Origin of the sequence: Flagellimonas beolgyonensis (genome assembly GCF_003992615.1) — a bacterium.
Classification (GTDB): domain Bacteria; phylum Bacteroidota; class Bacteroidia; order Flavobacteriales; family Flavobacteriaceae; genus Flagellimonas; species Flagellimonas beolgyonensis.
Genome location: NZ_RZMY01000018.1, coordinates 69,630 through 96,625 on the forward strand (window position 1 = coordinate 69,630; position 26,996 = coordinate 96,625).

At 43.6% G+C, this 26,996-nt stretch carries 37 protein-coding genes; 35 read left to right on the top strand and 2 right to left on the bottom strand.

Features of this window, described 5'->3' with window-relative positions:
* Nucleotides 1-2 precede the first annotated feature (2 nt).
* Entirely contained in the window at nt 3-1,778 is a 1,776-nt protein-coding gene (locus EO131_RS14735) for a SusD/RagB family nutrient-binding outer membrane lipoprotein (RefSeq protein WP_127023903.1), read from the bottom strand.
* Between the two features lie 18 nt (nt 1,779-1,796).
* A complete protein-coding gene (locus EO131_RS14740; RefSeq protein WP_127023906.1) occupies nt 1,797-5,051 on the bottom strand; it encodes a SusC/RagA family TonB-linked outer membrane protein in 3,255 nt (1,084 codons plus the stop codon).
* 500 nt (nt 5,052-5,551) lie between these two features.
* Here EO131_RS14740 and rpsL point away from each other — a divergent pair, with 500 nt between their 5' ends.
* The 35 genes from rpsL to EO131_RS14915 all read left to right on the top strand — a co-directional run bounded on the left by rpsL (nt 5,552) and on the right by EO131_RS14915 (nt 26,989).
* Nucleotides 5,552-5,926, top strand: coding sequence for a 30S ribosomal protein S12 (rpsL, locus tag EO131_RS14745; protein ID WP_013305196.1), 375 nt, complete (start codon nt 5,552-5,554; stop codon nt 5,924-5,926).
* Between the two features lie 19 nt (nt 5,927-5,945).
* Nucleotides 5,946-6,422 carry a 30S ribosomal protein S7 gene (rpsG, locus tag EO131_RS14750; protein WP_127023909.1) on the top strand — a complete coding sequence of 159 codons (477 nt, stop codon included), beginning with the start codon at nt 5,946-5,948 and terminating at the stop codon, nt 6,420-6,422.
* 8 nt (nt 6,423-6,430) lie between these two features.
* Nucleotides 6,431-8,557 carry an elongation factor G gene (fusA, locus tag EO131_RS14755; protein ID WP_127023912.1) on the top strand — a complete coding sequence of 709 codons (2,127 nt, stop codon included), beginning with the start codon at nt 6,431-6,433 and terminating at the stop codon, nt 8,555-8,557.
* Between the two features lie 12 nt (nt 8,558-8,569).
* A complete protein-coding gene (rpsJ, locus tag EO131_RS14760) occupies nt 8,570-8,875 on the top strand; it encodes a 30S ribosomal protein S10 (RefSeq protein ID WP_010519396.1) in 306 nt (101 codons plus the stop codon).
* 164 nt (nt 8,876-9,039) lie between these two features.
* On the top strand, nt 9,040-9,663 hold the full coding sequence (gene rplC / locus EO131_RS14765; RefSeq protein ID WP_127023915.1) for a 50S ribosomal protein L3: 624 nt from the start codon (nt 9,040-9,042) through the stop codon (nt 9,661-9,663).
* Nucleotides 9,663-10,292 (top strand): 50S ribosomal protein L4, encoded by a 630-nt coding sequence (gene rplD, locus EO131_RS14770; RefSeq protein WP_127023918.1) that lies wholly within the window; start codon nt 9,663-9,665, stop codon nt 10,290-10,292. The genes rplC and rplD overlap by 1 nt, the downstream gene beginning before the upstream one ends.
* Before the next feature lie 7 nt (nt 10,293-10,299).
* Nucleotides 10,300-10,590 carry a 50S ribosomal protein L23 gene (rplW, locus tag EO131_RS14775; protein WP_127023921.1) on the top strand — a complete coding sequence of 97 codons (291 nt, stop codon included), beginning with the start codon at nt 10,300-10,302 and terminating at the stop codon, nt 10,588-10,590.
* A 9-nt stretch (nt 10,591-10,599) separates the two neighbouring features.
* A complete protein-coding gene (rplB, locus tag EO131_RS14780) occupies nt 10,600-11,424 on the top strand; it encodes a 50S ribosomal protein L2 (RefSeq protein ID WP_127023924.1) in 825 nt (274 codons plus the stop codon).
* Between the two features lie 12 nt (nt 11,425-11,436).
* Nucleotides 11,437-11,715, top strand: a complete 279-nt coding sequence (gene rpsS, locus EO131_RS14785) for a 30S ribosomal protein S19 (RefSeq protein ID WP_127023927.1) — start codon at nt 11,437-11,439, stop codon at nt 11,713-11,715.
* Between the two features lie 7 nt (nt 11,716-11,722).
* Nucleotides 11,723-12,130: a 50S ribosomal protein L22 gene (rplV, locus tag EO131_RS14790; protein ID WP_073181014.1), complete on the top strand. Its 408-nt coding sequence runs from the start codon at nt 11,723-11,725 to the stop codon at nt 12,128-12,130.
* A 10-nt stretch (nt 12,131-12,140) separates the two neighbouring features.
* On the top strand, nt 12,141-12,857 hold the full coding sequence (gene rpsC / locus EO131_RS14795; RefSeq protein WP_127023930.1) for a 30S ribosomal protein S3: 717 nt from the start codon (nt 12,141-12,143) through the stop codon (nt 12,855-12,857).
* A gap of 19 nt (nt 12,858-12,876) precedes the next feature.
* Nucleotides 12,877-13,296 carry a 50S ribosomal protein L16 gene (gene rplP, locus EO131_RS14800; RefSeq protein WP_127023933.1) on the top strand — a complete coding sequence of 140 codons (420 nt, stop codon included), beginning with the start codon at nt 12,877-12,879 and terminating at the stop codon, nt 13,294-13,296.
* Between the two features lie 19 nt (nt 13,297-13,315).
* Nucleotides 13,316-13,507 carry a 50S ribosomal protein L29 gene (rpmC, locus tag EO131_RS14805; protein WP_127023936.1) on the top strand — a complete coding sequence of 64 codons (192 nt, stop codon included), beginning with the start codon at nt 13,316-13,318 and terminating at the stop codon, nt 13,505-13,507.
* Between the two features lie 13 nt (nt 13,508-13,520).
* Nucleotides 13,521-13,778, top strand: coding sequence for a 30S ribosomal protein S17 (rpsQ, locus tag EO131_RS14810; protein ID WP_119639413.1), 258 nt, complete (start codon nt 13,521-13,523; stop codon nt 13,776-13,778).
* Nucleotides 13,779-13,780: 2 nt separating this feature from the next.
* Nucleotides 13,781-14,149, top strand: coding sequence for a 50S ribosomal protein L14 (gene rplN / locus EO131_RS14815; protein WP_127023939.1), 369 nt, complete (start codon nt 13,781-13,783; stop codon nt 14,147-14,149).
* A gap of 16 nt (nt 14,150-14,165) precedes the next feature.
* Nucleotides 14,166-14,477: a 50S ribosomal protein L24 gene (gene rplX / locus EO131_RS14820; protein ID WP_127023942.1), complete on the top strand. Its 312-nt coding sequence runs from the start codon at nt 14,166-14,168 to the stop codon at nt 14,475-14,477.
* Nucleotides 14,478-14,479: 2 nt separating this feature from the next.
* Entirely contained in the window at nt 14,480-15,031 is a 552-nt protein-coding gene (gene rplE, locus EO131_RS14825) for a 50S ribosomal protein L5 (protein WP_127023944.1), read from the top strand.
* 1 nt (nt 15,032) lies between these two features.
* Nucleotides 15,033-15,302, top strand: coding sequence for a 30S ribosomal protein S14 (rpsN, locus tag EO131_RS14830; protein WP_116218582.1), 270 nt, complete (start codon nt 15,033-15,035; stop codon nt 15,300-15,302).
* Nucleotides 15,303-15,320: 18 nt separating this feature from the next.
* Nucleotides 15,321-15,719, top strand: coding sequence for a 30S ribosomal protein S8 (rpsH, locus tag EO131_RS14835; RefSeq protein WP_127023947.1), 399 nt, complete (start codon nt 15,321-15,323; stop codon nt 15,717-15,719).
* A 19-nt stretch (nt 15,720-15,738) separates the two neighbouring features.
* On the top strand, nt 15,739-16,281 hold the full coding sequence (gene rplF, locus EO131_RS14840; RefSeq protein ID WP_127023950.1) for a 50S ribosomal protein L6: 543 nt from the start codon (nt 15,739-15,741) through the stop codon (nt 16,279-16,281).
* 11 nt (nt 16,282-16,292) lie between these two features.
* Nucleotides 16,293-16,646 (top strand): 50S ribosomal protein L18, encoded by a 354-nt coding sequence (gene rplR, locus EO131_RS14845; protein WP_127023953.1) that lies wholly within the window; start codon nt 16,293-16,295, stop codon nt 16,644-16,646.
* Nucleotides 16,647-16,652: 6 nt separating this feature from the next.
* Entirely contained in the window at nt 16,653-17,177 is a 525-nt protein-coding gene (gene rpsE / locus EO131_RS14850) for a 30S ribosomal protein S5 (RefSeq protein WP_127023955.1), read from the top strand.
* Nucleotides 17,178-17,189: 12 nt separating this feature from the next.
* Nucleotides 17,190-17,369, top strand: a complete 180-nt coding sequence (gene rpmD, locus EO131_RS14855) for a 50S ribosomal protein L30 (protein WP_127023958.1) — start codon at nt 17,190-17,192, stop codon at nt 17,367-17,369.
* A 14-nt stretch (nt 17,370-17,383) separates the two neighbouring features.
* Nucleotides 17,384-17,836: a 50S ribosomal protein L15 gene (rplO, locus tag EO131_RS14860; RefSeq protein ID WP_127023961.1), complete on the top strand. Its 453-nt coding sequence runs from the start codon at nt 17,384-17,386 to the stop codon at nt 17,834-17,836.
* Between the two features lie 12 nt (nt 17,837-17,848).
* Nucleotides 17,849-19,192 (top strand): preprotein translocase subunit SecY, encoded by a 1,344-nt coding sequence (gene secY / locus EO131_RS14865; RefSeq protein WP_127023964.1) that lies wholly within the window; start codon nt 17,849-17,851, stop codon nt 19,190-19,192.
* A gap of 3 nt (nt 19,193-19,195) precedes the next feature.
* Complete coding sequence (infA, locus tag EO131_RS14870; protein WP_014031991.1) at nt 19,196-19,411, top strand: translation initiation factor IF-1; 216 nt, start codon at nt 19,196-19,198, stop codon at nt 19,409-19,411.
* Between the two features lie 4 nt (nt 19,412-19,415).
* Entirely contained in the window at nt 19,416-19,532 is a 117-nt protein-coding gene (gene ykgO / locus EO131_RS14875) for a type B 50S ribosomal protein L36 (protein ID WP_010519235.1), read from the top strand.
* Between the two features lie 2 nt (nt 19,533-19,534).
* A complete protein-coding gene (gene rpsM / locus EO131_RS14880) occupies nt 19,535-19,909 on the top strand; it encodes a 30S ribosomal protein S13 (protein ID WP_127023967.1) in 375 nt (124 codons plus the stop codon).
* A 101-nt stretch (nt 19,910-20,010) separates the two neighbouring features.
* Nucleotides 20,011-20,406 (top strand): 30S ribosomal protein S11, encoded by a 396-nt coding sequence (rpsK, locus tag EO131_RS14885; RefSeq protein ID WP_127023970.1) that lies wholly within the window; start codon nt 20,011-20,013, stop codon nt 20,404-20,406.
* Nucleotides 20,407-20,516: 110 nt separating this feature from the next.
* Nucleotides 20,517-21,122 (top strand): 30S ribosomal protein S4, encoded by a 606-nt coding sequence (gene rpsD, locus EO131_RS14890; RefSeq protein ID WP_127023973.1) that lies wholly within the window; start codon nt 20,517-20,519, stop codon nt 21,120-21,122.
* Between the two features lie 21 nt (nt 21,123-21,143).
* Nucleotides 21,144-22,136: a DNA-directed RNA polymerase subunit alpha gene (locus tag EO131_RS14895; RefSeq protein WP_127023976.1), complete on the top strand. Its 993-nt coding sequence runs from the start codon at nt 21,144-21,146 to the stop codon at nt 22,134-22,136.
* Nucleotides 22,137-22,198: 62 nt separating this feature from the next.
* Nucleotides 22,199-22,708: a 50S ribosomal protein L17 gene (rplQ, locus tag EO131_RS14900; RefSeq protein ID WP_127023979.1), complete on the top strand. Its 510-nt coding sequence runs from the start codon at nt 22,199-22,201 to the stop codon at nt 22,706-22,708.
* Nucleotides 22,709-22,806: 98 nt separating this feature from the next.
* Nucleotides 22,807-23,919: a glutamine-hydrolyzing carbamoyl-phosphate synthase small subunit gene (gene carA, locus EO131_RS14905; protein ID WP_127023982.1), complete on the top strand. Its 1,113-nt coding sequence runs from the start codon at nt 22,807-22,809 to the stop codon at nt 23,917-23,919.
* 118 nt (nt 23,920-24,037) lie between these two features.
* Nucleotides 24,038-25,330, top strand: coding sequence for a phosphopyruvate hydratase (eno, locus tag EO131_RS14910; protein ID WP_127023985.1), 1,293 nt, complete (start codon nt 24,038-24,040; stop codon nt 25,328-25,330).
* A 120-nt stretch (nt 25,331-25,450) separates the two neighbouring features.
* Entirely contained in the window at nt 25,451-26,989 is a 1,539-nt protein-coding gene (locus tag EO131_RS14915; RefSeq protein WP_127023988.1) for a glycogen synthase, read from the top strand.
* Nucleotides 26,990-26,996: the final 7 nt, after the last annotated feature.

The following is a 26,996-nucleotide window of genomic DNA, read 5'->3' on the forward strand; positions in this document are numbered from 1 at the left end:
TTTTAGTTTGCGGGATTAAGCGTTCCGTTATCCCAGAATACCTGTGTTGAGTTATCCGTACGTTGGTTGATGTTCGGGTTGGAACTTACCTCGTTACCTGGATACAACAAAGTTCTTGGGAACGCTCCTGGGTTAATCTCAACGTTTCTGGCCAAGGTTCTTGGATATCCTGTTCTTCTGATAAAGTTGAACCCATCAGCGCCAGCACCGTACATAGCGATAAAGTATTGTTCGCCCAAAAGATCCATTTTATCTTTTTCAACTGGCCATCCAAAACCGTCAACACCAGTGGATCCAGCTGCATTATCAAACTCGTCCACTTTATCGGCAATAAACTCGAGGATTCTGTCTGCATCTGGTGCTACTGATGTATCAGCTTGACCATCCAGTGCACCAAAAGAAACCACTTTTTCAATTGATTCTGTAATTCCTGCTTCAAAAGCATCCAACGCATCATCAGGATTACCTTGGGCCAAATAAGCCTCGGCTCTCATGAATTCAACGTAAGAAGAGAGCATGATCGGCTCGATACCGGCACCGCCACCACCAGAACCTAGGGCCAAGCGGTTTTTATAACCAGTCAATTCTTCTTGATCGGCTGATAGGATCACATAATCGGGATGATCGTCAAAGTTTCCTCCAGCAGGGTACACACCTACAGCAGTTCTGGTAAAGTTGTCTGGTGGAATACCATCGTCATCACCGTGCATCCTACCCCAGTAACCAATTCGCATAGAACACCAGTAATCTTCGTCTGGAGTAAATTCCAATTGAGAGGGAACGGTTTCCAAAGAGCAGGATAGAGTTTCACCGTTTGGATCACCTGTGTAGTTATAGAAATTATCATCAGCTTCCCACAATAGGGTGGTAAAGCTTCCTGGAGTAACCGCTACTTGTCTGTAAAAATAGTAACGTCTTCTAGGATCGTCGTCACCAGTAACATCACCGCGGTTGCCAACCATGTTGTTCATCAACCAATTGGAACGGTAAATGTTTGCACCATCGCTACGGTAATCGGCTGCGTAATCAGGATGTCTTGTATCAGGAGAGTTGGCATTGGTGCCATAAGTGAATGCAAAATCATCCGCTGCACTTTCAATAACGTTGGACGCGTTAATTACACCAGCGTAGTTGCCAGTTGTCAAATCGGCACGCATTTTTAACGTGTTGGCCAATTTTATCCATTTACTGGCATCACCTCCATAATAGAAGTCTGTACCGGTACCAATGGTAGCACCATTCAACAAAGAGGTTGCCTCATTAAGTAGCGCAATGGCTGCTGCATAAACAGCTGAGTCAGAGTCAACGCTCGGGTTTGGGAATACATCAGGCTGATTGATTTCTGAATAAGGAATATCGCCAATGTAATCCACAAACAACATCAAGAGGTGGGCTTCCATGATTTTACTGATACCCCTGTGGAAAGAAAGATCCACATCGGTATTTGCTTCATCGATCGCTTCAATGGCAGCAAGGTCAGGTACAATGTTGGCATAAAGGTTGGTCCATGCCCCGTTGAAGGTACCGGAACCCCATCTATTGAAATAGTTACGTCCAGACATGTATTCAATCCTACTCAATTGTGAACCCACATTGTTGAATGTAGTTGCAGCTGATAGATAGCTCAACTGAATGGAGGTCAATAGCAAATCGGGATCAGCCTCCGTCAATTGGTTTGGGTTGTTAACCTGTTCAAGTTCAATGGTCTCGCAGGAATGGAATATTCCGACAGCCAGAATCAAACTTAATATTATTGATTTGTTAAAATATTTTTTCATAATTCAATTAATTTTTTTTTAGAAAGTGGCTTTTACACTAAGTCCAAAACGCTTGGAACTAGGACCGTTGATGTAGTCGAAGCCTCTACCGTTACCAATACCCACACCCGCTACGTTGGGATCGAAGTTGGCGGCTTTTGGCGTATTGTAGGCATCGTACCACAAGTTAAATCCACTGGCCGTAATGGTCAACGTTCCAAATGGAGTCTTGTCCAAGAATTTCGATGGGAAACTATAACCCAAAGAAACTTCTTGTAAACGGAGTACGGAACCATCATAGATTTGAAGTTCTTTTGGACCGAACAATACGTTGTTGAAGTAATAGGTAGAGTTGTTGATCTGCTTTCTGTTTAGCTCACCAGTAGTCTGGTTGATACCTGGCAGAATAAACGTATTCTTACGATCTTCCACAATCAAACCACGACCAAGTAATGTAGCAACGGTTGCGGAGGCAATATCACCACCTTTGGTGTGATTTATTTGGAAGTTGAAGTTCCAATTTTTGAAAGACAGGCTGTTGATGAAGTTCATCACATAATCAGGGTTTGGATTACCGATGATCGGTGTGATAGATCTACCATCGGGCAAAACTACGTTGTCTTGTACCAAATAGTTACCATCAGAACCAACAATCAAATTGCCGGCATCATCACGCTGCACACGGGTACCAACGATCACACCCAATTGCTCTCCTCTAATGGCCGCGTTTGCACCCAAAATTGGATCGGTGGAACCGGCATAAAGAATTTGGTCATCCTCTTGCTCGGTAACGATTTGTTCGTTGGTGGTAAAGTTCACTCTGGAATTCCAGTTGAATCCGTCGCCTTGGTTTCTGAAAAGATCAACACCAAGGTCAATTTCCCAACCGGTACCTTCTACCTTACCAACGTTATCTTGGGTTTGGGTATAACCAGAAGAAGAAGCCAAAGGTTTGAATACGATCAAATCCTTGGTTGTTCTATCATAGTAAGAAAGATCAAGGCTGATTCTGTTGTCCCAAAGTCTGGCATCAAAACCAACTTCGAATTCACTGATAAGCTCAGGTTTAAGATTAGGATTCGCTTGGAAGTTGTTAACCGAGTTGGTTACAGTACCTGTGGAACCACCTACCAAACCACCAGGAACCTGCGTAGTCTGGTTAACCGTGTTAACGGTTGGATAACCTTCTGGGAAACCAGCAGACTGACCCAAACCAGCTCTCAATTTCAGGTAGTTCAACACGTTGGAGTTATATCCACCCAAAGAGGTTGGGATAAAAGATCCACTCACACTTGGATAGAACTTGCTGTTGTTGGCGGTTGGAAGGTTTGAAACCCAGTCATTCCTTGCAGAAGCTGTCAAGAACAAGAAGTTGTTATAATCCAAAGTGGTTTCACCGAATACCCCAACAATGTTCTGTTGCTCGTAGTATTGGATTGGAGACTGTGTTTGGAAGTTGAAGTGTCTCAACACGCCAAATACGATCTGACCATTACTTGCAGTACCATTTCTATCATAAGTTCTTTGTCTGGTAGTACCACCCGCAACAAAGGACAGGCCAAATTTCTCGCCAATGTCATAATCACCGTTCAAGGCCAAGTAGTGGTCCCAAATGGTAACGTTATTGTCCCAAGTGTTATAGAAGCCAAAAATTGCAGCATCAAATCCAACGCCATTTTTGTTGGATTGCGCATGGTTTCTTTCGTTATAGAAGTCAAGACCTGCACGATACGTAAGGTTTAAGTTATCATTAATGGTATAGCCCAATGAGGCGCTACCGAACACACGGTGGGTCAACTGACCGTTTTGTGCGTTTTTAACAGACCAACGTGGGTTGATGATGTCGTTACCATTACGATAATAGATACTACCACCGTTCTCGGGAAGTTCGAAAGGTAAGCCCATCAAATCCACGTTACGGGGCGTGAAGAATACGTGACCAAAAGTTGACCAACCCAAAGAACCGTTACCACGGGAAGCGGCAACTGGTGGCGTAACCATGCTGTTTCTTGAGAAGTTCAATGTACCGGTTACGGTGAACTTGTTGCTCAATTGAGCGCTGCCGCCAACAGACAAGGTATTTCTGGCCACTTTGTTGCCTGGAGTAAATCCTTGCTCTTCCAAGTGTCCATAGTTAAGGTTGTAACTAACCGCGCCATCGGAGGAAGAACCTCTAATGTTCAGGGAAGTATTCAAAACTGTTCCTGTTTTAAAGAACTCTTCTACGTTGTTGTATGGCTTCCATTGGTATCTGGTACCCGTGTACTGTTGGTTCAACAGGTTGTTACCGCCCAAGAAGTTGTTCAAGAACGCGGAAGATCCGTAAGGGTGTTCCACAGTTCCATCAGGTTGGATAACACCTGCAGGGTCGTTCAGGTAACCATCAACACCATTGGCGTTGAAAGAAGGTCCCCAGTTACTGAAGAACCATCCGAAAGATTGGTCGAAACCACCACCGTAAGAGTTTTGATAATCAGGAAAAGAAGCGATCTTGTTGAAGAACATGGATTGCGTTACCGAAATCTCTGTTTTCTTTTGGGCAGTTTTTGAAGATCCTGATTTGGTTGTGATCACAATAACACCGTTTCTACCAGCAGTACCATAAAGTGTGGCAGCGGCCAAACCTTTCAATACGTTTACGCTTTCGATGTTGTTCGGATCCAAATCCAAGAACCTGGAAGAACCTGTGTTACCGTTTAGGAAGTTGCCTTGTGCGTTGGTGTCACTACTGAAAGGAACACCGTCAACGATGAATAGTGCCTGGTTACTACCGTTGATGGACGTATAACCTCGGATTACAACGTTTGTACCGGAACCTGAAGTACCACTCTGTGAAGTAATTTGTACCCCAGAAGCCTTACCGGAAAGTACCCTTGCGACGTCACCTTCGGTACGTTGCTCAAGTTCTTCGGATCCAACTTCGCTCACCGCGTACCCCAGCGCTTTTTTCTCGCGCTTGATACCTTGAGCGGTTACCACAACCTCTTCAAGAGCTTGGGTGTCTTCCACCATTTGAACATTGATCACGCTACCAGCTCCGACAACCCTTGTAGAAGGTTTTTGTCCTATGTAAGTAAAGATCAAAGTTTGACCCTGACTTGCACTGATCGAGTAGTTTCCGTCAAAATCTGTTTGGGTACCATTGGTGGTCCCTTCAACGACAATGTTGACCCCAGGTAACGGAAGCCCATCAGCATCCGTAACAGTACCTGTAATCGTCTTGTCTTGTGCAAAGGATATATGCACAACAAACGCCAATAATAGCGTTAACAATCCATTAAGTTTTGTTCTCATTGTTAAATTATTTGAATTAGCTAATCGCTAAAATCATAATTTCATGTTAATAATCCAAACTAATTTTATAAAATCTTTAAGAGTTGATCGTTAAATGCAATAAGTGTAAAATGATGAACTTTCATTGTTAAGTCTTTAATTATTGCGGTAATGATCTGCTCAAAATGCAAAAAGATCCAGGGCAAGGGTTGTGAAGCCTTGATTTTGCAGGCTATTTTAAAATTAACAAATACTTAAGAACGACCTGTGCTTTTTTGGTCGGTGGCATGAGATGAGCCAGATGTGGAAGTGGGAAAACATTTTTTATTGGCCTTTACCTTAATATATATACATAACATTTGGACCTGAAATTTTTGATTAAATGGAAGAGTGTTAATCGCGTAAAAAAATATTTTTGGCCCTTGAAGTAAATTTAATTGGGATGGATTTGAATTATTCCGAATAATCACTACATTTGCAGCCCTCAAAATGAGGGTTATTTAGTTTTTAAAAGAAATTTAATGCCAACAATTTCACAATTAGTACGAAAAGGAAGGGCCACAATTACCAAGAAGAGTAAATCGGCTGCTTTGGATTCGTGTCCTCAACGAAGAGGGGTTTGTACGCGTGTGTACACTACTACGCCGAAGAAACCAAACTCTGCAATGCGTAAAGTTGCAAGGGTAAGGCTGACCAACGGTAAAGAGGTGAACGCATACATCCCCGGTGAAGGTCACAACCTCCAAGAGCACTCGATAGTATTGGTTAGGGGCGGAAGAGTAAAGGATTTGCCTGGTGTTCGATACCATATCGTTCGCGGTGCGCTTGATACTGCCGGTGTTGCCGGTAGAACGCAACGTCGATCTAAATATGGTGCTAAACGTCCGAAGAAGTAATCAACTTTAAGAAGAAGCAATGAGAAAAAAGCAGGCAAAAAAAAGACCACTATTACCAGATCCAAGATTTAACGATCAGCTTGTAACGCGTTTTGTGAACATGATGATGTGGGATGGTAAAAAGTCGATAGCGTTCAAGATTTTCTATGATGCCATCGATATAGTTGACGAGAAAAAGACCGACGAGGAAAAAACGGCTTTGGAGCTTTGGAAAGATGCATTGTCCAACGTAATGCCGCACGTAGAAGTACGCAGTAGAAGGGTTGGGGGTGCAACGTTCCAGATTCCTATGCAAATTCGTCCGGATAGAAAAATATCCACTGCAATGAAATGGTTGATCAGCTACGCCAGAAAGCGTAACGAGAAATCAATGGCCCAAAAATTGGCCTCCGAAATCTTGGCTGCTGCCAAAGAGGAAGGTGCTGCAGTGAAGAAGAGAGTAGATACACACAAAATGGCGGAGGCCAACAAAGCATTCTCACACTTTAGATTCTAATTCACAAAATGGGAAGAGATTTAAAATATACAAGGAATATCGGTATTGCAGCTCATATTGATGCTGGTAAAACAACTACTACAGAGCGTATTCTTTTTTATACAGGTGTGAGTCATAAAATTGGTGAGGTGCACGATGGTGCCGCAACCATGGACTGGATGGAGCAAGAGCAGGAGCGTGGTATTACAATTACCTCTGCCGCTACAACCTGTACTTGGAAGTTTCCAATGGAAAATGCGCAGCCATTGCCTGATACCAAAGATTATCACTTTAACATTATCGACACCCCCGGGCACGTGGACTTTACCGTAGAGGTAAACCGTTCATTGCGTGTTTTGGACGGATTGGTGTTCTTGTTCAGTGCCGTTGACGGTGTTGAGCCACAATCCGAAACCAACTGGAGGCTTGCTGATAACTACAAAGTGCCACGTATCGGTTTCGTGAACAAGATGGACCGTCAAGGTTCCAACTTCTTGAACGTGTGCAAGCAGGTTCGTGAAATGTTGGGTTCCAATGCGGTGCCAATTGTATTGCCTATCGGTGACGAAGCTGATTTTAAAGGAATTGTTGACTTGGCCAAAAACAGGGCTATTGTATGGCACGATGAGAACTTCGGTTCTACTTTCGATGTTGTGGATATTCCTGCCGATATGGAGGCCGAGGTTAAGGAATATAGAGCGGCTTTGATTGAAGCGGTTGCAGAATATGATGAGAACTTGATGGAAAAATTCTTCGAAGATGAGGATTCCATCACTGAGGAAGAAGTGCACGCCGCATTAAGAGCTGCCGTAATGGACAGGGCGATCATTCCAATGATCTGTGGTTCATCCTTTAAAAATAAAGGAGTTCAGTTTTTGTTGGATGCCGTATGTCGTTACTTGCCATCTCCATTGGATAAGGATGATATCGTTGGTATCAATCCTGACACAGAGAAAGAAGAAAGAAGAAAGCCGGACCCAAAAGAACCATTTGCTGCCTTGGCATTTAAGATTGCAACCGATCCATTCGTAGGTCGTTTGGCATTCTTCAGGGCGTATTCTGGACATTTGGATGCTGGTTCCTATATCTTGAACAACCGTTCAGGAAACAAGGAGCGTATCTCCCGTATCTATCAAATGCATGCCAATAAGCAAAACGCCATCGATTTCATCGAGGCTGGTGATATTGGTGCTGCTGTTGGATTTAAAGATATCAAGACAGGGGATACCCTTTCGGATGAAAAACACCCAATCGTATTGGAGAGCATGCAGTTCCCCGATCCAGTAATCGGTATTGCTGTTGAGCCTAAGACTAAGGCTGATGTGGATAAATTGGGTATGGCTTTGGCTAAATTGGCTGAAGAGGATCCAACGTTCCAGGTAAAAACTGACGAAGCTTCAGGACAGACCATTATTTCAGGTATGGGTGAGCTTCACTTGGATATCATTGTTGACCGTTTGAGACGTGAGTTTAAAGTGGAAGTGAACCAAGGTCAGCCACAGGTTGAGTACAAAGAATCCCTTACTGCAAAAGCAAACCACAGGGAAACCTATAAGAAACAGACCGGTGGTCGTGGTAAGTTTGCGGATATCGTATTCGCCATGGAGCCTGCTGAAGAAGGTAAGGTTGGATTGGAGTTTGTTAACGAGATCAAAGGAGGTAACATTCCTAAGGAATATATCCCATCAGTAGAAAAAGGATTTAAGGAAGCCATGAAAAATGGACCTTTGGCCGGATTTGAGATGGATAGTATGAAAATTACCCTTATCGATGGATCTTTCCACCCTGTGGATTCCGATTCATTGTCCTTCGAATTGGCCGCAAAAATGGGTTACAAGTCTGCCGCTAGGGCCGCTAAAGCTGTTTTGATGGAGCCTATCATGAAATTGGAGGTGCTAACACCAGAAGAGAACATGGGTGATATTGTAGGCGACTTGAACCGTAGAAGGGGTCAGGTGAACAACATGGATGATAGGGCAGGTGCCAAAGTGATCAAAGCTGAAGTACCACTTTCTGAAATGTTCGGATACGTTACCGCATTGAGGACGTTGTCTTCAGGTAGGGCCACATCCACAATGGAATTTTCACACTATGCCGAAACACCTTCCAACATTGCGGAGGAAGTGATCAAGGCAGCTAAAGGAGTAACCGCTTAATCAATCAGCAAGATGAGTCAAAAAATTAGAATTAAATTGAAATCTTACGATCACAATTTGGTGGACAAATCTGCTGAAAAGATCGTGAAAACGGTAAAAACAACCGGTGCGGTGGTTACGGGACCTATTCCGTTGCCAACGAACAAAAAAATATTTACGGTTTTGCGTTCACCCCACGTGAACAAAAAATCTAGGGAGCAGTTCGAATTGAGCTCTTACAAGAGACTATTGGACATTTACAGCTCCTCATCCAAAACCATCGATGCCCTTATGAAGCTTGAGCTTCCTAGTGGTGTGGAGGTTGAGATCAAAGTTTGATGAAGTTTCTGTCTTTGGGCAGGAATTACATGTCCTGGACGACGGTTCGGGAAAAACGGTGAAAGAAAAAAAAATCTGGGTCAGAGCAGAATGTTTTTCTTGACCCAATTTTTTTGCCAAGAAATTGGCGCAAGTAAAAAGTAAACAATTAATAATTAATATTTATGTCTGGGTTAATAGGAAAAAAAATCGGTATGACCAGCATCTTCGACGAGAATGGAAAAAACGTTCCGTGTACCGTTATTGAAGCTGGACCATGCGTGGTTACCCAAGTCAGAACCGAAGAGGTTGACGGGTACAGTGCCCTTCAACTTGGTTTCGATGACAAGGCAGATAGACATGCTAATAAGGCCGAAAGTGGTCACTTTAAAAAGGCAGGTGCATCTCCAAAGAAAAAAGTCGTTGAATTCCAAGGATTTGAAGGTGAATACAAATTAGGTGATACCGTTGGTGTCGACATTTTCATGGAAGGTGAATTTGTTGATGTTGTAGGTACATCTAAAGGAAAAGGATTTCAAGGTGTTGTTAAACGCCACGGTTTTGGAGGAGTTGGACAAGCAACCCACGGTCAGCACAACAGATTGAGGGCTCCAGGTTCCATTGGTGCTGCTTCTTACCCAGCCAGGGTTTTCAAAGGAATGAAAATGGCCGGTAGAATGGGTGGTGACCGAGTAACAGTACAGAACCTACGTGTATTGAAAGTAGTGCCGGAAAAGAATCTTTTGGTTGTCAAAGGATGTGTTCCAGGCCATAAAAATGCATATGTAACTATTCAAAGGTGGCAATAATGAAGGTAGCAGTATTAGATATCAAAGGAAAAGAAACAGGTAGAAAGGTAGACCTTTCTGACGATGTTTTCGCCATAGAGCCAAATGAGCATGCCATCTATTTGGATGTTAAACAATATTTGGCACACCAAAGACAAGGAACCCACAAAGCCAAGGAAAGAGCTGAGATTGCAGGAAGTACCAGAAAGCTTAAAAAGCAAAAGGGTACCGGTACCGCCAGGGCGGGTAGCATCAAGTCTCCTGTTTTCCGTGGTGGTGGTAGAATCTTTGGTCCAAGACCAAAAGATTATACCCAAAAGTTGAACAAGGGTCTTAAGCGTTTGGCCAGAAAATCGGCTTTGAGCCTTAAGTCCAAAGAGAATGCTTTGGTGGTTGTGGAAGACTTTAATTTTGAAGCTCCAAAGACCAAGGATTTCGTTAGTTTCTTGACTTCATTGGGCTTAGAGAACAAAAAGTCTCTTATTGTGTTGGGTGATACAAATAATAACGTATATTTGTCGTCGCGTAATTTGGAGCGTTCCGAAGTTGTAACTGGTTCAGAATTAAATACTTACAAAATAGTTAACGCTAATAGTATTGTTCTTACCGAAAGCGCTTTGGAAGGAATTGAATCGAACCTAAAGAAATAAGAAAGTCATGAGTGTGTTGATAAGACCGATAATTACGGAAAAAATGACCGCTGACAGCGAGCTTTTCAATCGTTACGGTTTCTATGTTGACCCTAAGGCCAACAAATTGGAAATCAAAGAAGCGGTAGAGACTACTTATGGTGTTTCTGTGGAAAAGGTGCGAACCATGAACTATGGTCCAACGCGTAAGAGTCGCTATACAAAAACCGGTATACAGCACGGTAAGACCAACGCCATGAAAAAGGCGATCGTTGATGTTGCTGAAGGTGATATTATTGATTTTTACAGTAATCTATAAAGACGAGAAATGTCAGTTAGAAAATTAAAACCGATAACCCCTGGGCAGCGTTTTAGAGTAGTAAACGGATTTGACGCGATTACTACTGATAAGCCGGAGAAAAGCTTGCTTGCTCCGTTAAAAAAGTCAGGTGGTAGGAACAGTCAAGGTAAAATGACCATGCGCCATAGAGGTGGTGGACATAAACGTAGATATCGTATCATCGATTTCAAGCGGGACAAACAAGGAGTGGATGCCACTGTGCAGTCCATCCAATACGATCCCAACAGAACTGCATTTATCGCCTTGGTAGAGTACAAGGATGGAGAAAAAAGGTATGTTGTGGCCCAGAACGGGATGCAGATCGGTCAGACCATCAATTCAGGGTCTGGTGCTGCACCTGAGATTGGAAATGCTCTTCCATTGGGCGAGATTCCATTGGGTACCATCATTTCCTGTATCGAATTGAGACCTGGTCAAGGTGCTGTAATGGCACGTAGTGCAGGTACTTTTGCCCAGTTGATGGCAAAAGACGGCAAATTCGTGACCATTAAATTGCCATCTGGGGAGACCCGTATGATTTTGGCCACATGTATGGCGACGATCGGTGCGGTTTCCAACTCCGACCACCAGTTGCTTGTTTCCGGTAAGGCCGGTAGAAGCAGATGGTTGGGTAGAAGACCAAGAACAAGGCCAGTGGCCATGAACCCTGTAGATCACCCAATGGGTGGTGGTGAAGGAAGGGCTTCCGGAGGTCACCCAAGATCTAGAAACGGTATTCCTGCCAAAGGATTCAGGACCCGTTCCAAGACCAAGGATACCAATAGATATATCATAGAACGTAGAAAGAAATAAAAGAAAAAGTAAATGGCACGTTCGTTAAAAAAAGGACCATTCGTTCATCTTAGTCTGGAGAAAAAAGTCCAGGCCAATATAGAATCAGGAAAGAAATCAGTTATCAAAACGTGGTCTAGAGCCTCTATGATAACCCCAGACTTTGTGGGACAGACCATCGCGGTGCACAACGGAAAACAATTTGTTCCCGTATATGTAACCGAGAATATGGTAGGTCACAAACTTGGAGAATTTTCACCAACACGCTCTTTTAGAGGGCATGCTGGGGCTAAAAACAAAGGTAAAAAGTAAGTAAGCTATGGGAGTTCGTAAAAGACAAATGGCCGAAAGGTTGAAAGAAGAGAAAAAGCAACTTGCTATCGCAAAGCTTAACAATTGCCCGACATCTCCAAGAAAGATGCGTTTGGTGGCAGATTTGGTAAGGGGAAAGCAAATCGAAATGGCTTTGGCCATCTTGAGGTTCAACCCTAAGGAAGCATCCAGAAAATTGGAGAAACTATTGCTTTCTGCCATCGCCAACTGGGAAGCCAAAAATGAGGATGCCAGCATTGAGGATGCCGATCTTTACATCAAGGAAATCCGTGTGGATGGAGGAACCATGTTGAAAAGATTGAGACCAGCTCCGCAAGGAAGGGCCCACAGGATCAGAAAGCGTTCCAACCATGTTACCATGATTTTGGAATCCAATAACAACGTTCAAAGCTAGAAGAAAGAATATGGGACAGAAGACCAATCCAATAGGAAATCGCTTAGGAATTATCAGAGGATGGGAATCCAACTGGTACGGAGGAAACGATTACGGCGATAAGCTGGCTGAAGACGATAAGATCAGAAAATATGTACACGCTCGTTTGGCAAAAGCCAGCGTGTCAAGGGTAATCATTGAGAGAACCTTAAAATTGATCACCATTACCATTACCACGGCCCGTCCTGGTATCATCATCGGTAAAGGTGGACAAGAGGTGGATAAACTTAAGGAAGAGCTTAAGAAAATCACCAACAAAGAGGTTCAGATCAATATCCACGAAATAAAAAGACCTGAATTGGATGCCAATTTGGTTGCTGCAAGTGTAGCACGTCAAATTGAAAGCCGAATTTCATACCGTAGAGCCATTAAAATGGCGATTGCAGCTGCAATGCGTATGAATGCAGAAGGTATCAAAATACAGATATCAGGTCGTTTGAACGGTGCTGAAATGGCACGTTCAGAATCTTACAAAGAAGGAAGGATTCCATTGTCCACTTTCCGTGCCGATGTTGACTATGCCTTGCACGAAGCCCACACTACCTACGGTAGATTGGGAATCAAGGTATGGATCATGAAGGGTGAGGTTTATGGTAAAAGAGAGCTTTCCCCATTGGTAGGATTGAGCAAGAGTCAAGCAAAAGGCGGTAAACAAGAAGGTGGCAAAAAACCACGCCGTAGAAAGTAATAAGATAAAGTAAGGTAAGATGTTACAGCCAAAAAGAACAAAGTTTCGTAAAGCCCAGAAAGGGCGTATGAAAGGAATTTCGCAAAGAGGTCACCAACTTTCCAATGGAATGTTCGGTATCAAATCTTTGGATTCCCACTTCATCACTGCCCGCCAAATTGAGGCTGCACGTATCGCTGCGACAAGATACATGAAGAGACAAGGTCAATTGTGGATCAAGATATTCCCGGACAAGCCCATCACCAAAAAACCGCTTGAGGTTCGTATGGGTAAAGGTAAGGGTGCTCCTGAATACTGGGTGGCCATCGTTAAACCAGGACGTATTATGTTCGAGGTTGCCGGTGTGCCCATGGATATCGCCAAGGAAGCCTTGAGGCTTGCGGCCCAAAAGTTGCCTGTTAAGACTAAGTTTGTGGTAGCAAGGGATTATTCCGCCTAATTTTTAATTGAGGATTAAGATGAGACAATCAGAGATAAAAGAACTTTCAATTGAAGAGCTAAAGGAGAAGTTGGCCGAGTTCAAAAAACAACACGCCGACCTTAAAATGGCTCACGCCGTTACTCCATTGGAAAATCCTTTACAGATCAGAAAAACTAGAAGGACGGTAGCAAGACTTGCAACTGAATTAACTAAAAGGGAATTACAATAATTGGTTCTGCCTTATGGAAAACAGAAATTTAAGAAAAGAAAGAATAGGCGTTGTTACCAGCAACAAAATGGAGAAATCAATTGTGGTTTCTGAGGTAAAACGAGTAAAACACCCCATGTACGGGAAATTCGTTTTGAAGACCAAGAAATATGTTGCCCACGACGAAAAGAACGATTGCAACGAAGGCGATACCGTTAAAATAATGGAAACCAGACCTATGAGCAAAACCAAATGCTGGAGGTTGGTAGAAATCCTAGAAAGAGCTAAATAATTATGGTACAGCAAGAATCAAGATTAAGGGTTGCGGACAATACTGGTGCAAAAGAAGTTTTGACCATCCGCGTACTGGGAGGAACAAAGAGAAGGTATGCTTCCTTGGGTGACAAGATCGTTGTTACCGTAAAAGAGGCTACCCCCAACGGTACTGTAAAGAAAGGTTCTGTTTCGACTGCAGTTGTGGTTCGTACAAAGAAAGAGGTAAGAAGACCAGATGGCTCTTACATCCGTTTTGACGACAACGCATGTGTTTTGTTGAACCCTGCCGGTGAAATGAGAGGTACCCGTGTATTCGGACCTGTTGCCAGGGAGCTTAGGGACAGACAGTTCATGAAGATTGTTTCATTGGCACCTGAAGTGCTGTAAAAGAAATATCAGAGAGATGAAGTTGAAAATAAAAACAGGGGATACGGTCAAAGTCATTGCGGGAGACCACAAAGGCAGCGAAGGAAAAGTACTTCAGGTAGACCGTGAGAAGAACAAAGCCATCGTGGAAGGCATCAACATGGTGTCCAAACACGAAAAGCCAAGTGCTAAGAACCCTCAAGGAGGCATAACAAAGAAGGAAGCACCTATGCACATCTCCAACCTTGCATTGATCGATCCAAAATCAGGTGATGCCACCAGAGTTGGATACGAAGTAAGGGATGGGAAGAAAGTTAGGGTTTCCAAAAAATCCAATGAAGTAATTTAGTCATGAGCTACATTCCAAGATTAAAGCAAGAATACAAGGAGCGTGTGATCAAGGCGCTTACCGAAGAATTTGGTTACCAGAACGTAATGCAGGTGCCCAAATTGCAAAAAATAGTGGTTAGCCGTGGTGTAGGTGCTGCAGTATCCGATAAAAAACTTATCGACCATGCAGTGGACGAGTTGACCATGATCACCGGTCAAAAAGCGGTTGCCACCCTATCCAAAAAGGACGTTGCTACCTTTAAATTGAGAAAGGGAATGCCAATCGGTGCCAAAGTGACCTTGAGAGGAGAGCGTATGTACGAATTTTTGGATCGTTTGATCACTTCTGCCCTTCCAAGGGTACGTGATTTCCAAGGTGTAAAAGCTACCGGTTTCGACGGTAGGGGAAATTACAACTTGGGTGTTACCGAGCAGATCATTTTTCCAGAGATCAATATAGACAGGATCAACAGAATCAACGGTATGGATATCACATTCGTTACCTCTGCTGAAACTGATAAAGAAGCAAAATCGTTGTTAACCGAATTGGGAGTACCCTTTAAAAAGAACTAGTATGGCCAAGGAATCAATGAAAGCCCGTGAAAGAAAAAGGGCAAAAATGGTTGCAAAATATGCCGAGAAAAGAAAAGCGCTAAAAGAAGCTGGGGACTACGAAGCCCTTCAAAAGCTTCCCAAAAATGCCTCTCCGGTACGTATGCGCAACCGTTGCAAATTGACCGGGAGACCAAGAGGGTACATGAGAACCTTCGGTATATCCAGAGTTACTTTCAGGGAAATGGCCAACCAAGGTCTTATCCCAGGAGTTAAAAAGGCAAGTTGGTAATTTAGATAAAGAAAAGAAATGCTTACAGATCCAATTTCAGATTATTTGACCAGAATCAGAAATGCCAGCAAGGCAGGTCATAGGGTAGTGGATATTCCCGCTTCCAATCTTAAGAAACAGATTACCAAAATATTGTTCGATCAAGGATATATTTTGAGCTACAAGTTCGAGGACGACCAAGTTCAGGGTAACATCAAGATTGCCCTTAAGTACGATAAGTTCACCAAAGAACCCATTATCAAAAAATTGCAGCGGGTAAGTAAGCCTGGTTTGCGCAAGTATTCCGGTTCTGAAGAACTACCAAGGGTCTTGAACGGTTTGGGTATTGCCATCGTGTCCACTTCACATGGAGTGATGACCAGCAAGCAAGCCAAGCAAGAGAATGTAGGTGGTGAAGTATTGTGCTACGTATATTAATTGAGAAAAGAGAAAAAAAATGTCAAGAATAGGTAACAATCCAATTGCAATTCCTGAGGGTGTCACTGTAGAGGTGAAGGATGCTGTTGTAACCGTAAAAGGTAAAATGGGAGAGCTTACTCAGGAGTTTTCAGATGTTGACGTAAAGGTTGAAGATGGCAATGTTATGGTAGCAAGGCCTTCCGATTCCAAGGAGCACAAAGCAAAACACGGTCTATACCGAGCTCTAGTGTCCAATATGATCAAAGGAGTATCACAAGGTTGGACCAAAGAATTGGAATTGGTAGGGGTAGGATATAGAGCCAGCAACCAAGGTCAGAAATTGGACTTGGCCCTAGGTTTCTCCCACAATATCATTATGGATATCGCTCCCGAGGTAAAAATCGAGACCGTATCAGAAAAAGGGAAAAACCCGATTGTAAAACTAACATCACACGACAAGCAATTGGTAGGACAAGTTGCCGCCAAGATCCGCTCTTTCCGTAAGCCAGAGCCTTACAAAGGAAAAGGTATCAAGTTTGTGGGTGAAATACTAAGAAGAAAAGCAGGTAAATCAGCTTAATAATTAAGACTATGGGATTATCTAAGACTGAAAGAAAACAACGCATCCGAAGAAGAATACGCAAAGTATCCTTCGGAACTGAAGCAAGACCAAGATTGTCTGTTTTCAGGAGCAATAAAGAAATATATGCCCAATTGATCGATGACAACAAGGGGGTTACCCTGGCCGCTGCATCATCCAGAGACAAGGATGTTGATGCCAAAGGGACCAAATCCGAGGTTGCCACCCAAGTGGGCAAGGCCATAGCGGAAAAGGCCCTTAAGCTTGGTATTGAGGCCGTGGCATTCGATAGGGGAGGAAACCTATATCACGGAAGAGTAAAATCATTGGCTGAAGGAGCTAGGGAAGCCGGACTTAAATTCTAAGAAACTATGTACCAGAATTACAAAAACGTAGAGATAGTAAAGCCAGGTGGACTGGAGTTGAAAGACCGTTTGGTTGGAGTACAACGAGTTACCAAGGTAACAAAAGGTGGTAGAGCCTTTGGTTTTTCAGCCATTGTTGTTGTTGGTGATGAAAACGGTGTTGTTGGACATGGTTTGGGTAAATCCAAAGAAGTTGCCACTGCCATCGCAAAGGCCATCGAGGATGCCAAGAAGAATTTGGTACGTATTCCTTTGAACAAAGGAACCCTTCCACACGAACAAAAAGGAAAATTTGGAGGTGCCAGGGTTTATATCCAGCCAGCTTCACACGGTACCGGAGTAATCGCTGGTGGTGCTGTTAGGGCGGTATTGGAAGCCGTAGGTGTGCACGATGTATTGTCGAAGTCACAAGGTTCTTCCAACCCTCACAACGTGGTAAAAGCAACTTTCGATGCCCTTTTGCAATTGAGAAGCGCGGATACCGTAGCAAAACAAAGAGGAGTTTCTTTGGAAAAAGTCTTTAAAGGATAAACAAAGGATAGTATGTCAAAGATTAAGGTAAAACAGGAAAAGAGTGCCATCAAAAGGCCAGAGAACCAAAAAAGAACATTGGAGGCACTTGGATTGCGTAAAATCGGACAGGTTGTTGAGCATGATGCAACACCCAGTATCCTTGGAATGATTAGTAAGGTAAAACACTTGGTTTCCACCGAGGAAGCTTAAAATATTACAAGCAAATGGATCTAAGTAATCTAAAACCAGCGGAAGGCGCTGTGCACAAAGAAGGAAAACGTGTTGGTAGAGGTGAAGGCTCTGGTAAAGGGGGCACCGCCGCTCGTGGACACAAAGGAGCCAAGTCTAGATCTGGATATTCCAAGAAAATTGGATTTGAAGGTGGTCAGATGCCATTGCAAAGACGTGTTCCCAAGTTTGGTTTCAACAATATCAACCGTAAGGAGTACCGTGGTATCAACTTGGGCAAATTACAGGAGTTGGTGGACAAAGGTGCCGTTAAGGGAGAAGTTACCTTGGAACACCTTCAGGCCAACGGTTTGGCACACAAAAATGATTTGGTGAAGATTTTGGGCGATGGCGAATTGAAGGCATCCCTAAAAGTATCGGTTCATAAATTTACTGCTTCCGCAAAAGCTGCCATCGAAGCTGCTGGAGGTGAGGCAATAAGTTTATAAGGATTTTACAGCATGAAGAAATTTATTGAGACCATATCAAATATCTGGAAAATTGAGGAGCTGAGACAACGCATCATCCTTACCCTTGGGCTACTGTTGGTTTACCGATTTGGCGCCCAAATTGTGCTTCCAGGTATTGATACATCCCAATTGGCCGAATTGTCCTCCAACACGGAGCAAGGTATTTTGGGAATATTGAATGCCTTTACAGGGGGTGCTTTTGCAAATGCCTCTGTTTTTGCATTGGGTATCATGCCCTATATCTCCGCTTCCATTGTGGTCCAGTTGATGGGAATTGCCATTCCTTATCTTCAAAAACTGCAAAAAGAAGGAGAGAGCGGTAGAAAGACCATCAATCAGATTACCCGTTGGTTAACCATCGGTATCTGTATTGTACAAGCCCCTGCCTATTTATATGGATTGGGTGCTTTGGGTGTTCCAGACAGCGCATTTGTGTTGGGCAAAGGAATGGATTTCATCATACCTGCCGTGATCATCTTGGTAACGGGGTGTGTATTTGCCATGTGGTTGGGTGAGAAAATCACCGATAAGGGTATCGGAAACGGTATTTCCTTGTTGATCATGATCGGTATCATCGCTAGAATGCCTCAGGTATTCGCCCAAGAATTTGTTTCAAGGACTACCAACAACACAGGTGGTATCATGTTCATGTTGATCGAAGTAATTGTTTGGTTCTTGGTGATTTTGGCCAGTGTGTATTTGACCATGGCCGTACGACAAGTACCTGTGCAATATGCAAGAAGAACTGCTTCCGGTGGTTATGAAAAGAACATCATGGGAGCTAGGCAATATATTCCGTTGAAGTTGAATGCTTCCGGGGTAATGCCCATCATTTTCGCACAAGCAATCATGTTTGCGCCCGGTTTGTTGGGTAGAACGTTCAACAATACAGCGGTAGGTCAGTGGATGGAGGTTCAGTTCCAAGATATTTTTGGTTTGGCCTACAACATTTTGTTCGCAGTATTGATCATCATTTTTACCTACTTCTATACAGCGATCACCGTGCCTACCAATAAAATGGCCGATGATTTGAAAAGAAGTGGTGGTTTTATCCCTGGTATTCGTCCAGGTAAGGAAACCGGTGACTTTTTGGATAAGATCATGTCCTTGATCACCTTCCCAGGTTCCATATTCTTGGCCCTTTTGGCAGTGCTGCCAGCAGTAGTGGTCAAGTTGATGGACGTGCAGGCAGGTTGGGCATTGTTTTATGGTGGCACCTCCCTATTGATCATGGTAGGTGTGGCCATCGATACGGTACAGCAAGTAAATTCTTATTTGTTGAACAGGCATTATGACGGCTTGATGAAAACCGGCAAAAACAGAAAAGTAGCATAATTTATGGCAAAGCAGCCAGCAATAGAACAAGACGGGACTATTATTGAAGCATTGTCAAATGCAATGTTCAGGGTAGAATTGGAAAACGGACACGTGGTAACCGCGCATATCTCCGGAAAAATGAGGATGCACTACATCAAATTGCTTCCTGGGGATAAAGTGAAGTTGGAAATGAGCCCATACGATTTAACAAAAGCAAGAATTACTTATAGATACTAGTTACATGAAGGTAAGAGCATCAATAAAGAAGAGAAGTGCCGACTGCAAAATTGTACGCAGAAAGGGCAGATTGTACGTAATCAACAAAAAGAATCCTAGATTTAAACAAAGACAAGGGTAATTATGGCAAGAATTGCAGGTGTAGATATACCTAAACAAAAGCGTGGCGTTATTTCACTTACCTATATCTTCGGAGTGGGTAAAAGTAGGGCGCAAGAGATTTTGAAGACCGCCCAGGTAAGCGAGGATACCAAGGTTTCCGATTGGACCGATGATGAAATCGGAAGAATCCGTGACGCTGTTGGGGCTTATACCATTGAAGGAGAACTTCGCTCAGAGACCCAAATGAACATCAAGCGTTTGATGGACATAGGTTGTTACCGAGGAATCCGTCACAGAGCTGGTTTACCACTTAGGGGTCAACGTACCAAGAACAACTCTAGGACCAGAAAAGGAAAAAGAAAAACAGTTGCCAACAAGAAAAAAGCAACTAAATAATAAGAACATAGTCATTAGTATTTAGACGTTAGAAGAATCTGTTTGAAATGTAAAAGTCTAGGATTCCAATAACTAAGAGCTAACACTAGAAACTAAAAAATATGGCAAAAGCAAGTACAAAAACCGCAGCTAAAAAGCGCAAAGTAATCGTAGAGTCTACGGGCGAGGCGCACGTAGTTGCATCTTTCAACAATATCATCATTTCCCTTACCAACAAAAAGGGTGATGTGATCTCTTGGTCATCCGCTGGTAAAATGGGATTCCGTGGTTCCAAAAAGAACACGCCCTATGCGGCCCAGGTCGCGGCAGAGGATTGTGCAAAAGTGGCACACGAAGCTGGATTGAGAAAAGTGAAGGTATACGTTAAGGGACCAGGTAACGGTAGGGAATCTGCTATCCGTTCCATCCACAATGCTGGGATCGAGGTAACCGAGATCGTAGACGTTACCCCACTTCCACACAACGGATGTAGACCTCCAAAAAGAAGACGAGTTTAATTATCAATTATTGTTTAACGGGCCCCCTAAAAAGGGTCTTCACAGAAGGTGCAGTTAGATTATCGAAGGATAAGCCTTAATTCATAATCGCATTTTCAAATTTAAAGAAGATGGCAAGATATACAGGACCAAAAACAAAGATCGCCAGAAAGTTCGGCGAAGCAATTTTCGGAGACGACAAGTCTTTTGAAAAGAAAAATTACCCTCCAGGACAACACGGCAACAACAGACGCCGTGGCAAAAAATCGGAATACGCAATCCAGTTGATGGAAAAGCAAAAAGCCAAATATACCTACGGTATTTTGGAGCGTCAGTTCCGTAACTTGTTTACCGAGGCCAAAAGAAAAGAAGGAGTAACCGGTGAAGTGTTGCTTCAATTGTGCGAATCCCGTTTGGACAACGTGGTCTACAGAATGGGTATCTCCACATCAAGGAGAGGTGCACGCCAGTTGGTATCGCACCGTCACATTACCGTTAATGGTGAGGTAGTGAACATTCCATCATACAAACTAAAGCCAGGTGATGTGGTAGGTGTTAGGGAAAAATCCAAATCCGTACCATCCATCGTTGATTCTTTGGCTGCAAATAGTGCTGTTTACGAATGGATTACCTGGAATTCTGAAAAGAAAGAAGGAACCTTCGTTACCGTGCCAGAAAGACTTCAGATCCCTGAGAACATCAAGGAGCAACTGATCGTCGAATTATACTCTAAATAAGAATTCAACATTAATCCAATTATGGCATTACTTAATTTTCAGAAGCCCGATAAAGTTATAATGATAGATTCAACAGATTTCGAAGGGAAATTTGAATTTCGCCCTTTGGAACCTGGCTATGGATTAACAGTTGGGAATGCGCTGAGAAGGGTATTGCTTTCCTCTTTGGAAGGTTTCGCCATCACTTCTGTGCGCATAGATGGAGTTGAACATGAATTTTCTGTTATCCCAGGCGTTGTTGAAGACGTAACTGAGATCATATTGAACTTGAAACAAGTTCGTTTCAAAAGACAGATTGATGATGTTGAGAGCGAGACTGTTTCCATTTCCGTTAGCGGGAAGGAACAGATGACCGCTGGTGATTTCCAAAAGTTCATTTCAGGGTACCAAGTATTGAATCCTGATTTGGTGATCTGCAACATGGATCCCAAAGTGAGCATCAACATGGAAATCGTTATCGAGAAAGGACGTGGTTATGTTCCTGCCGAGGAAAACAAAAAATCCAATGCTCCCCTTGGAAGCATTGCGGTCGATTCTGTGTACACTCCGGTTAAGAACGTAAAATATAGCATCGAAAACTATAGGGTTGAGCAAAAGACCGATTACGAAAAATTGGTTTTTGAAATCATCACCGATGGTTCCATCCACCCTAAAGATGCTTTGACCGAAGCTGCTAAAGTTTTGATCCATCACTTTATGTTGTTCTCCGATGAGCGCATCACCCTTGAGGCTGATGAAATCGCCCAGACCGAGACCTACGATGAGGAATCATTGCACATGCGTCAGTTGTTGAAGACCAAATTGGTGGACATGGACTTGTCCGTAAGGGCATTGAACTGTTTGAAAGCTGCCGAAGTGGATACTTTGGGAGATTTGGTTTCCTTCAACAAGAACGATTTGATGAAGTTCAGAAACTTTGGTAAAAAATCCTTGACCGAATTGGAAGAGTTGGTGATCAACAAAGGCCTTCAGTTTGGAATGGATTTGAGCAAATACAAATTAGATAAAGATTAACCATCATATTTTGCTCTCCCGGTTCAAAAAGGGATTTGGTAGCAAGATGATAAATTAGAAAAATGAGACACGGTAAAAAAATCAATCACCTAGGTAGAAAGTCGGCCCACAGAAAAGCAATGTTGGCCAACATGGCTTGTTCGTTGATCGAGCACAAAAGAATCAATACCACAGTTGCCAAGGCCAAGGCCCTTAAGCAATTTGTGGAGCCTTTGATCACAAAGGCCAAAACCGAGAACAACCAAACTGCCGAGAAAGGCATGCACAACAGAAGGATTGTTTTCAGTAACCTGAGAAACAAACATGCCATTACCGAATTGTTCGGCACCGTAGCCGAAAAAGTAGGTGACAGACCAGGTGGATATACAAGAATCATCAAGTTGGGTTCCCGTTTGGGTGACAACGCTGATATGGCCATGATCGAATTGGTCGATTTCAACGAATTGTACAACGCAGGGGAACCTAAGAAAAAATCTACCAGAAGAAGTAGAAGAGGTGGTGGTAAAAAAGCTGAGGCCCCAGCTCCGGCGCCAGCAGCAGCTGAAACCCAAACCGACGATTCTGAAGAATAAGAACGATGTTATTAACTATTGTATTAGTGGAAAAAGGATAAGTGAAAACTTATCCTTTTTTTATGTTTTTTTGTCATAACTGAAATCTAGAACACAACATGAAGTATCACACAAAGAAGAAAGCGTTGATTTTGTTGGCCGATGGGACCATTTTCTACGGTAAGGCCGTGGGGGGCAGGGAAGGTACCGCCGTTGGAGAGGTATGTTTCAATACCGGGATGACGGGCTACCAAGAAATTTTCACCGACCCTTCCTACTATGGACAATTGATGGTGACCACCAATGCCCATATTGGCAATTACGGTACACACCAAGATGAAGTGGAATCCGACTCCGTAAAGATAGCCGGATTGATCTGCAAAAATTTCAGTTACGAGTATTCCAGACCCAGCGCCGACCAAAGCTTATTGGATTTTCTGGACAAGAACAACCTATTGGCCATCTCCGATGTGGATACCCGAGCGTTGGTAAGCTATATTCGCGATAATGGAGCCATGAATGCCTTGATTTCGACCCGAGTGGATGAAATTGACGCCCTTAAGGAAGAATTGAAAAAAGTGCCCAGCATGGAAGGTTTGGAGCTTTCATCCAAAGTTTCCACCAAGGAGCCGTACTTCTATGGTGATGAAAATGCCGAATTCAAAATATCGGCCTTGGATATCGGGATCAAAAAGAACATTCTTCGAAACTTGGCTAAAAGAGGTGCCTTCATCAAGGTGTATCCCTACAACACTTCGTTTGATGAAATGAAGGCGTGGAACCCCGATGGTTACTTCGTTTCCAATGGTCCTGGCGATCCAGAACCGTTGACGGATGCCATTGCAGCCACCAAAGAGATGATTCAATCCAACAAACCGTTGTTCGGTATCTGTTTGGGGCACCAAGTATTGGCCTTGGCCAATGGGGTAAGCACCTACAAGATGCACAACGGACACAGGGGAATCAACCACCCGATTCTCAATTTGATGACCGGTAAGGGGGAAATTACCTCACAAAACCATGGTTTTGCCGTTAATAGGGAGGAAACAGAAGCACATCCGGAACTGGAAATCACACATACCCACCTGAACGACCATACAGTGGCCGGTATCCGAATGAAAAACAAAGATGTGTTCTCGGTGCAGTACCACCCCGAGGCAAGTCCGGGACCACACGATGCCGATTATCTTTTCGACCAATTTTTCGATGCGATAAGATCAGCGAAAAACTAAAACGTTATAGTTTAACTTTTAAGCATTTAAGTGTGTTTTATGGGCACTATCTTAGAGTAAAAAGGGACTCCTTTTGTATCTTAGCCTAATTAATCACAACTAAAAACATTGAACTAACATGAGCATTATTATCAACATTCATGCAAGACAGATATTGGATTCAAGAGGTAATCCTACCGTAGAGGTGGACGTAGTTACCGAAAATGGTGTTTTGGGACGCGCTGCCGTTCCCTCTGGAGCCTCAACGGGAGAGCATGAAGCGGTTGAATTGCGCGATGGAGGAAGTGCGTTCATGGGCAAAGGGGTGACCCAGGCCGTGAAGAACGTGAATTCCGTTATCGCCGAAGAATTGATCGGAACCTCTGTTTTTGAACAGAACTACATAGACCAGACCATGATCGAACTGGATGGCACTCCAAACAAATCCAAGTTGGGCGCCAATGCCATTTTGGGGGTTTCCTTGGCCGTGGCCAAAGCAGCTGCCAATGAGTTGGGCATGCCATTGTACCGTTATGTCGGTGGTGTAAGCGCCAATACGCTTCCTGTTCCCATGATGAACATCATCAATGGAGGATCGCACTCCGATGCACCGATTGCCTTCCAAGAGTTTATGATCATGCCGGTAAAGGCAAAAAATTTCAGCCACTCCATGCAAATGGGTACCGAAATTTTCCATAACCTGAAAAAAGTATTGCACGATCGTGGTTTGAGTACTGCCGTAGGTGATGAAGGCGGATTCGCCCCAACGTTGGAAGGTGGAACCGAAGATGCCTTGGATACCATCGCTAAGGCCGTGGCCAAAGCAGGCTACAAATTGGGTGACGATGTAATGATCGCCTTGGATTGCGCCTCAGCAGAATTTTATGTGGATGGTGCGTACGATTATACCAAGTTTGAAGGTAGCAAGGGTATGGTGAGGACTTCTGAAGAACAAGCACAATACCTAGCCGACCTTTGTGAAAAATATCCGATCATATCCATCGAGGATGGTATGGACGAGAATGACTGGGAAGGCTGGAAATTGTTGACCGAAAAAATTGGTGACAAAGTACAGTTGGTTGGTGACGACCTTTTTGTGACCAACGTGGAGCGTTTGTCCAGAGGTATCGAAAACGGCATTGCCAACTCCATTTTGATCAAAGTGAACCAAATTGGAACGTTGACTGAAACCATTGCTGCCGTGAACATGGCAAAGAATGCAGGATATACTTCGGTAATGTCGCACCGTTCTGGTGAGACCGAGGACAATACCATTGCCGATTTGGCCGTGGCATTGAACACCGGACAGATCAAAACAGGTTCCGCTTCCAGAAGTGATCGTATGGCCAAGTATAACCAATTGCTTCGTATAGAGGAAGAATTGGGGGATATAGCCTACTATCCTCAGGAGAAAGCCTTTAAGGTGAAGTAATCATAAAGATTAGTTAGCATATCAAAAGCCTTTTTCGTTTGGAAAAGGCTTTTTTTTGTTACAGTTCCAAACTTTGGTTAAATTGACGTTGAACTAAGCTAAAAAGGCAAAACTTCCCTTATGAATAATTTTCTTTTTGTTTCCGCAGAAAATGATGCACTCGCCGCTTGCAAGGCTGGAGGTATGGGCGACGTGGTCCGTGATGTACCCCGACAGATATCTGAACGTGGCGATAAGGTACATGTAATCGTACCCGCCTATTCCAGATTGCATCATGGTGGACTGCCTAAGGCGACATTGAATTTTTCATTACGGGGAATGACCTATACTGCGGAGTTGTATGAGGTAAAGCCCAAGAAAGAATTTCCGAACATTTTCCACTACGTCTTGCACCATCCGGAGATAGAGGCCGGCGATATTGCACATATTTACCATAATGATCCGGAAGAGCCGTTTTATACCGATGCCATCAAATACTTCATTTTTTGTACAGGGGTGGCCGAGGCCGTTAAAAAAGGTGTTTTCGGTGATTTGGATGTGGTACACCTGCACGATTGGCATACCAGCCTTATGCTGTTCTTACGGGAATACCATGCCGATTATGGTAACTTGAAGGATATCCGCTTTGTTTACAGCATCCACAACTTGGCCATTCAAGGTATACGACCGTTCACCGGAAATTATTCCTCCGTGAAGAACTGGTTCCCCAACGTTCCTTTGGATTACCAGCGGTTGATGGACCCGAGATATCAGGATTGTATCAATTTGATGGCTGTGGGCATTCGTTTTGCCGATGCCGTGCACACCGTTTCCCCATCTTATAAGGAAGATGTGCTACTGCCCAGTTCGCCGCCCGAATTCATCGGCGGAGAAGGATTGGAAAAGGACTTACAGCAGGCCGATGAGGAAGGCCGCTTGTTCGGTATCCTCAATGGATGCAACTATACCAACATCAATAAGGAGAAAAAGGGCAACATTTATAGAAATACCGTTAAGGCACTCTTCCAATGGTTGCAGGAGGAATCCAAAAAATACAAAGCCGACTTTTTGGCCCATACCGGGGAAAAGATCATGGAGTTTGTGGATGACAGGCCTAAATTCATCGCTTCCAGTGTCGCCCGATTGACCGAGCAGAAGTTCTACTTTATCATGCGCTCACCGGAGGCATTTGTGGAAATATTGAAGAAATTGGAAAAAGTGGATGGCATCTTCATGTTGTTGGGCACCGGTGCCCCTGAGTATGAGGAACTATTCCGGAAATTGAGTTACGAGCACAAGAACTTTATCTTCACCAACGGGCAGTCCGAAAAACTTATCGATTCGATGTACCTGGAATCCGATCTTTATTTCATGCCCAGCCTTTTCGAACCCTGTGGCATTAGTCAAATGTTGGCCATGCGGAATGGAAACCCCTGTTTGGTGCACCACACTGGTGGTCTAAAGGATACGGTGGAACATATGCGTACCGGGTTCAGTTTTGATGGGGACAGCTACGATGAAAAAATCGAGAACATGTTGGCCGTTTTTGATGAAGCCTTGGATGTGTTTGCCAACGACAAACCCACTTGGAAAAAGATTCAGGCTGCGGCCAAAAGAATGCGCTTTACCTGGAAGAAATCGGTAGACGAATATTACACGGTGCTCTATAGGTTGGATTAACCCGATT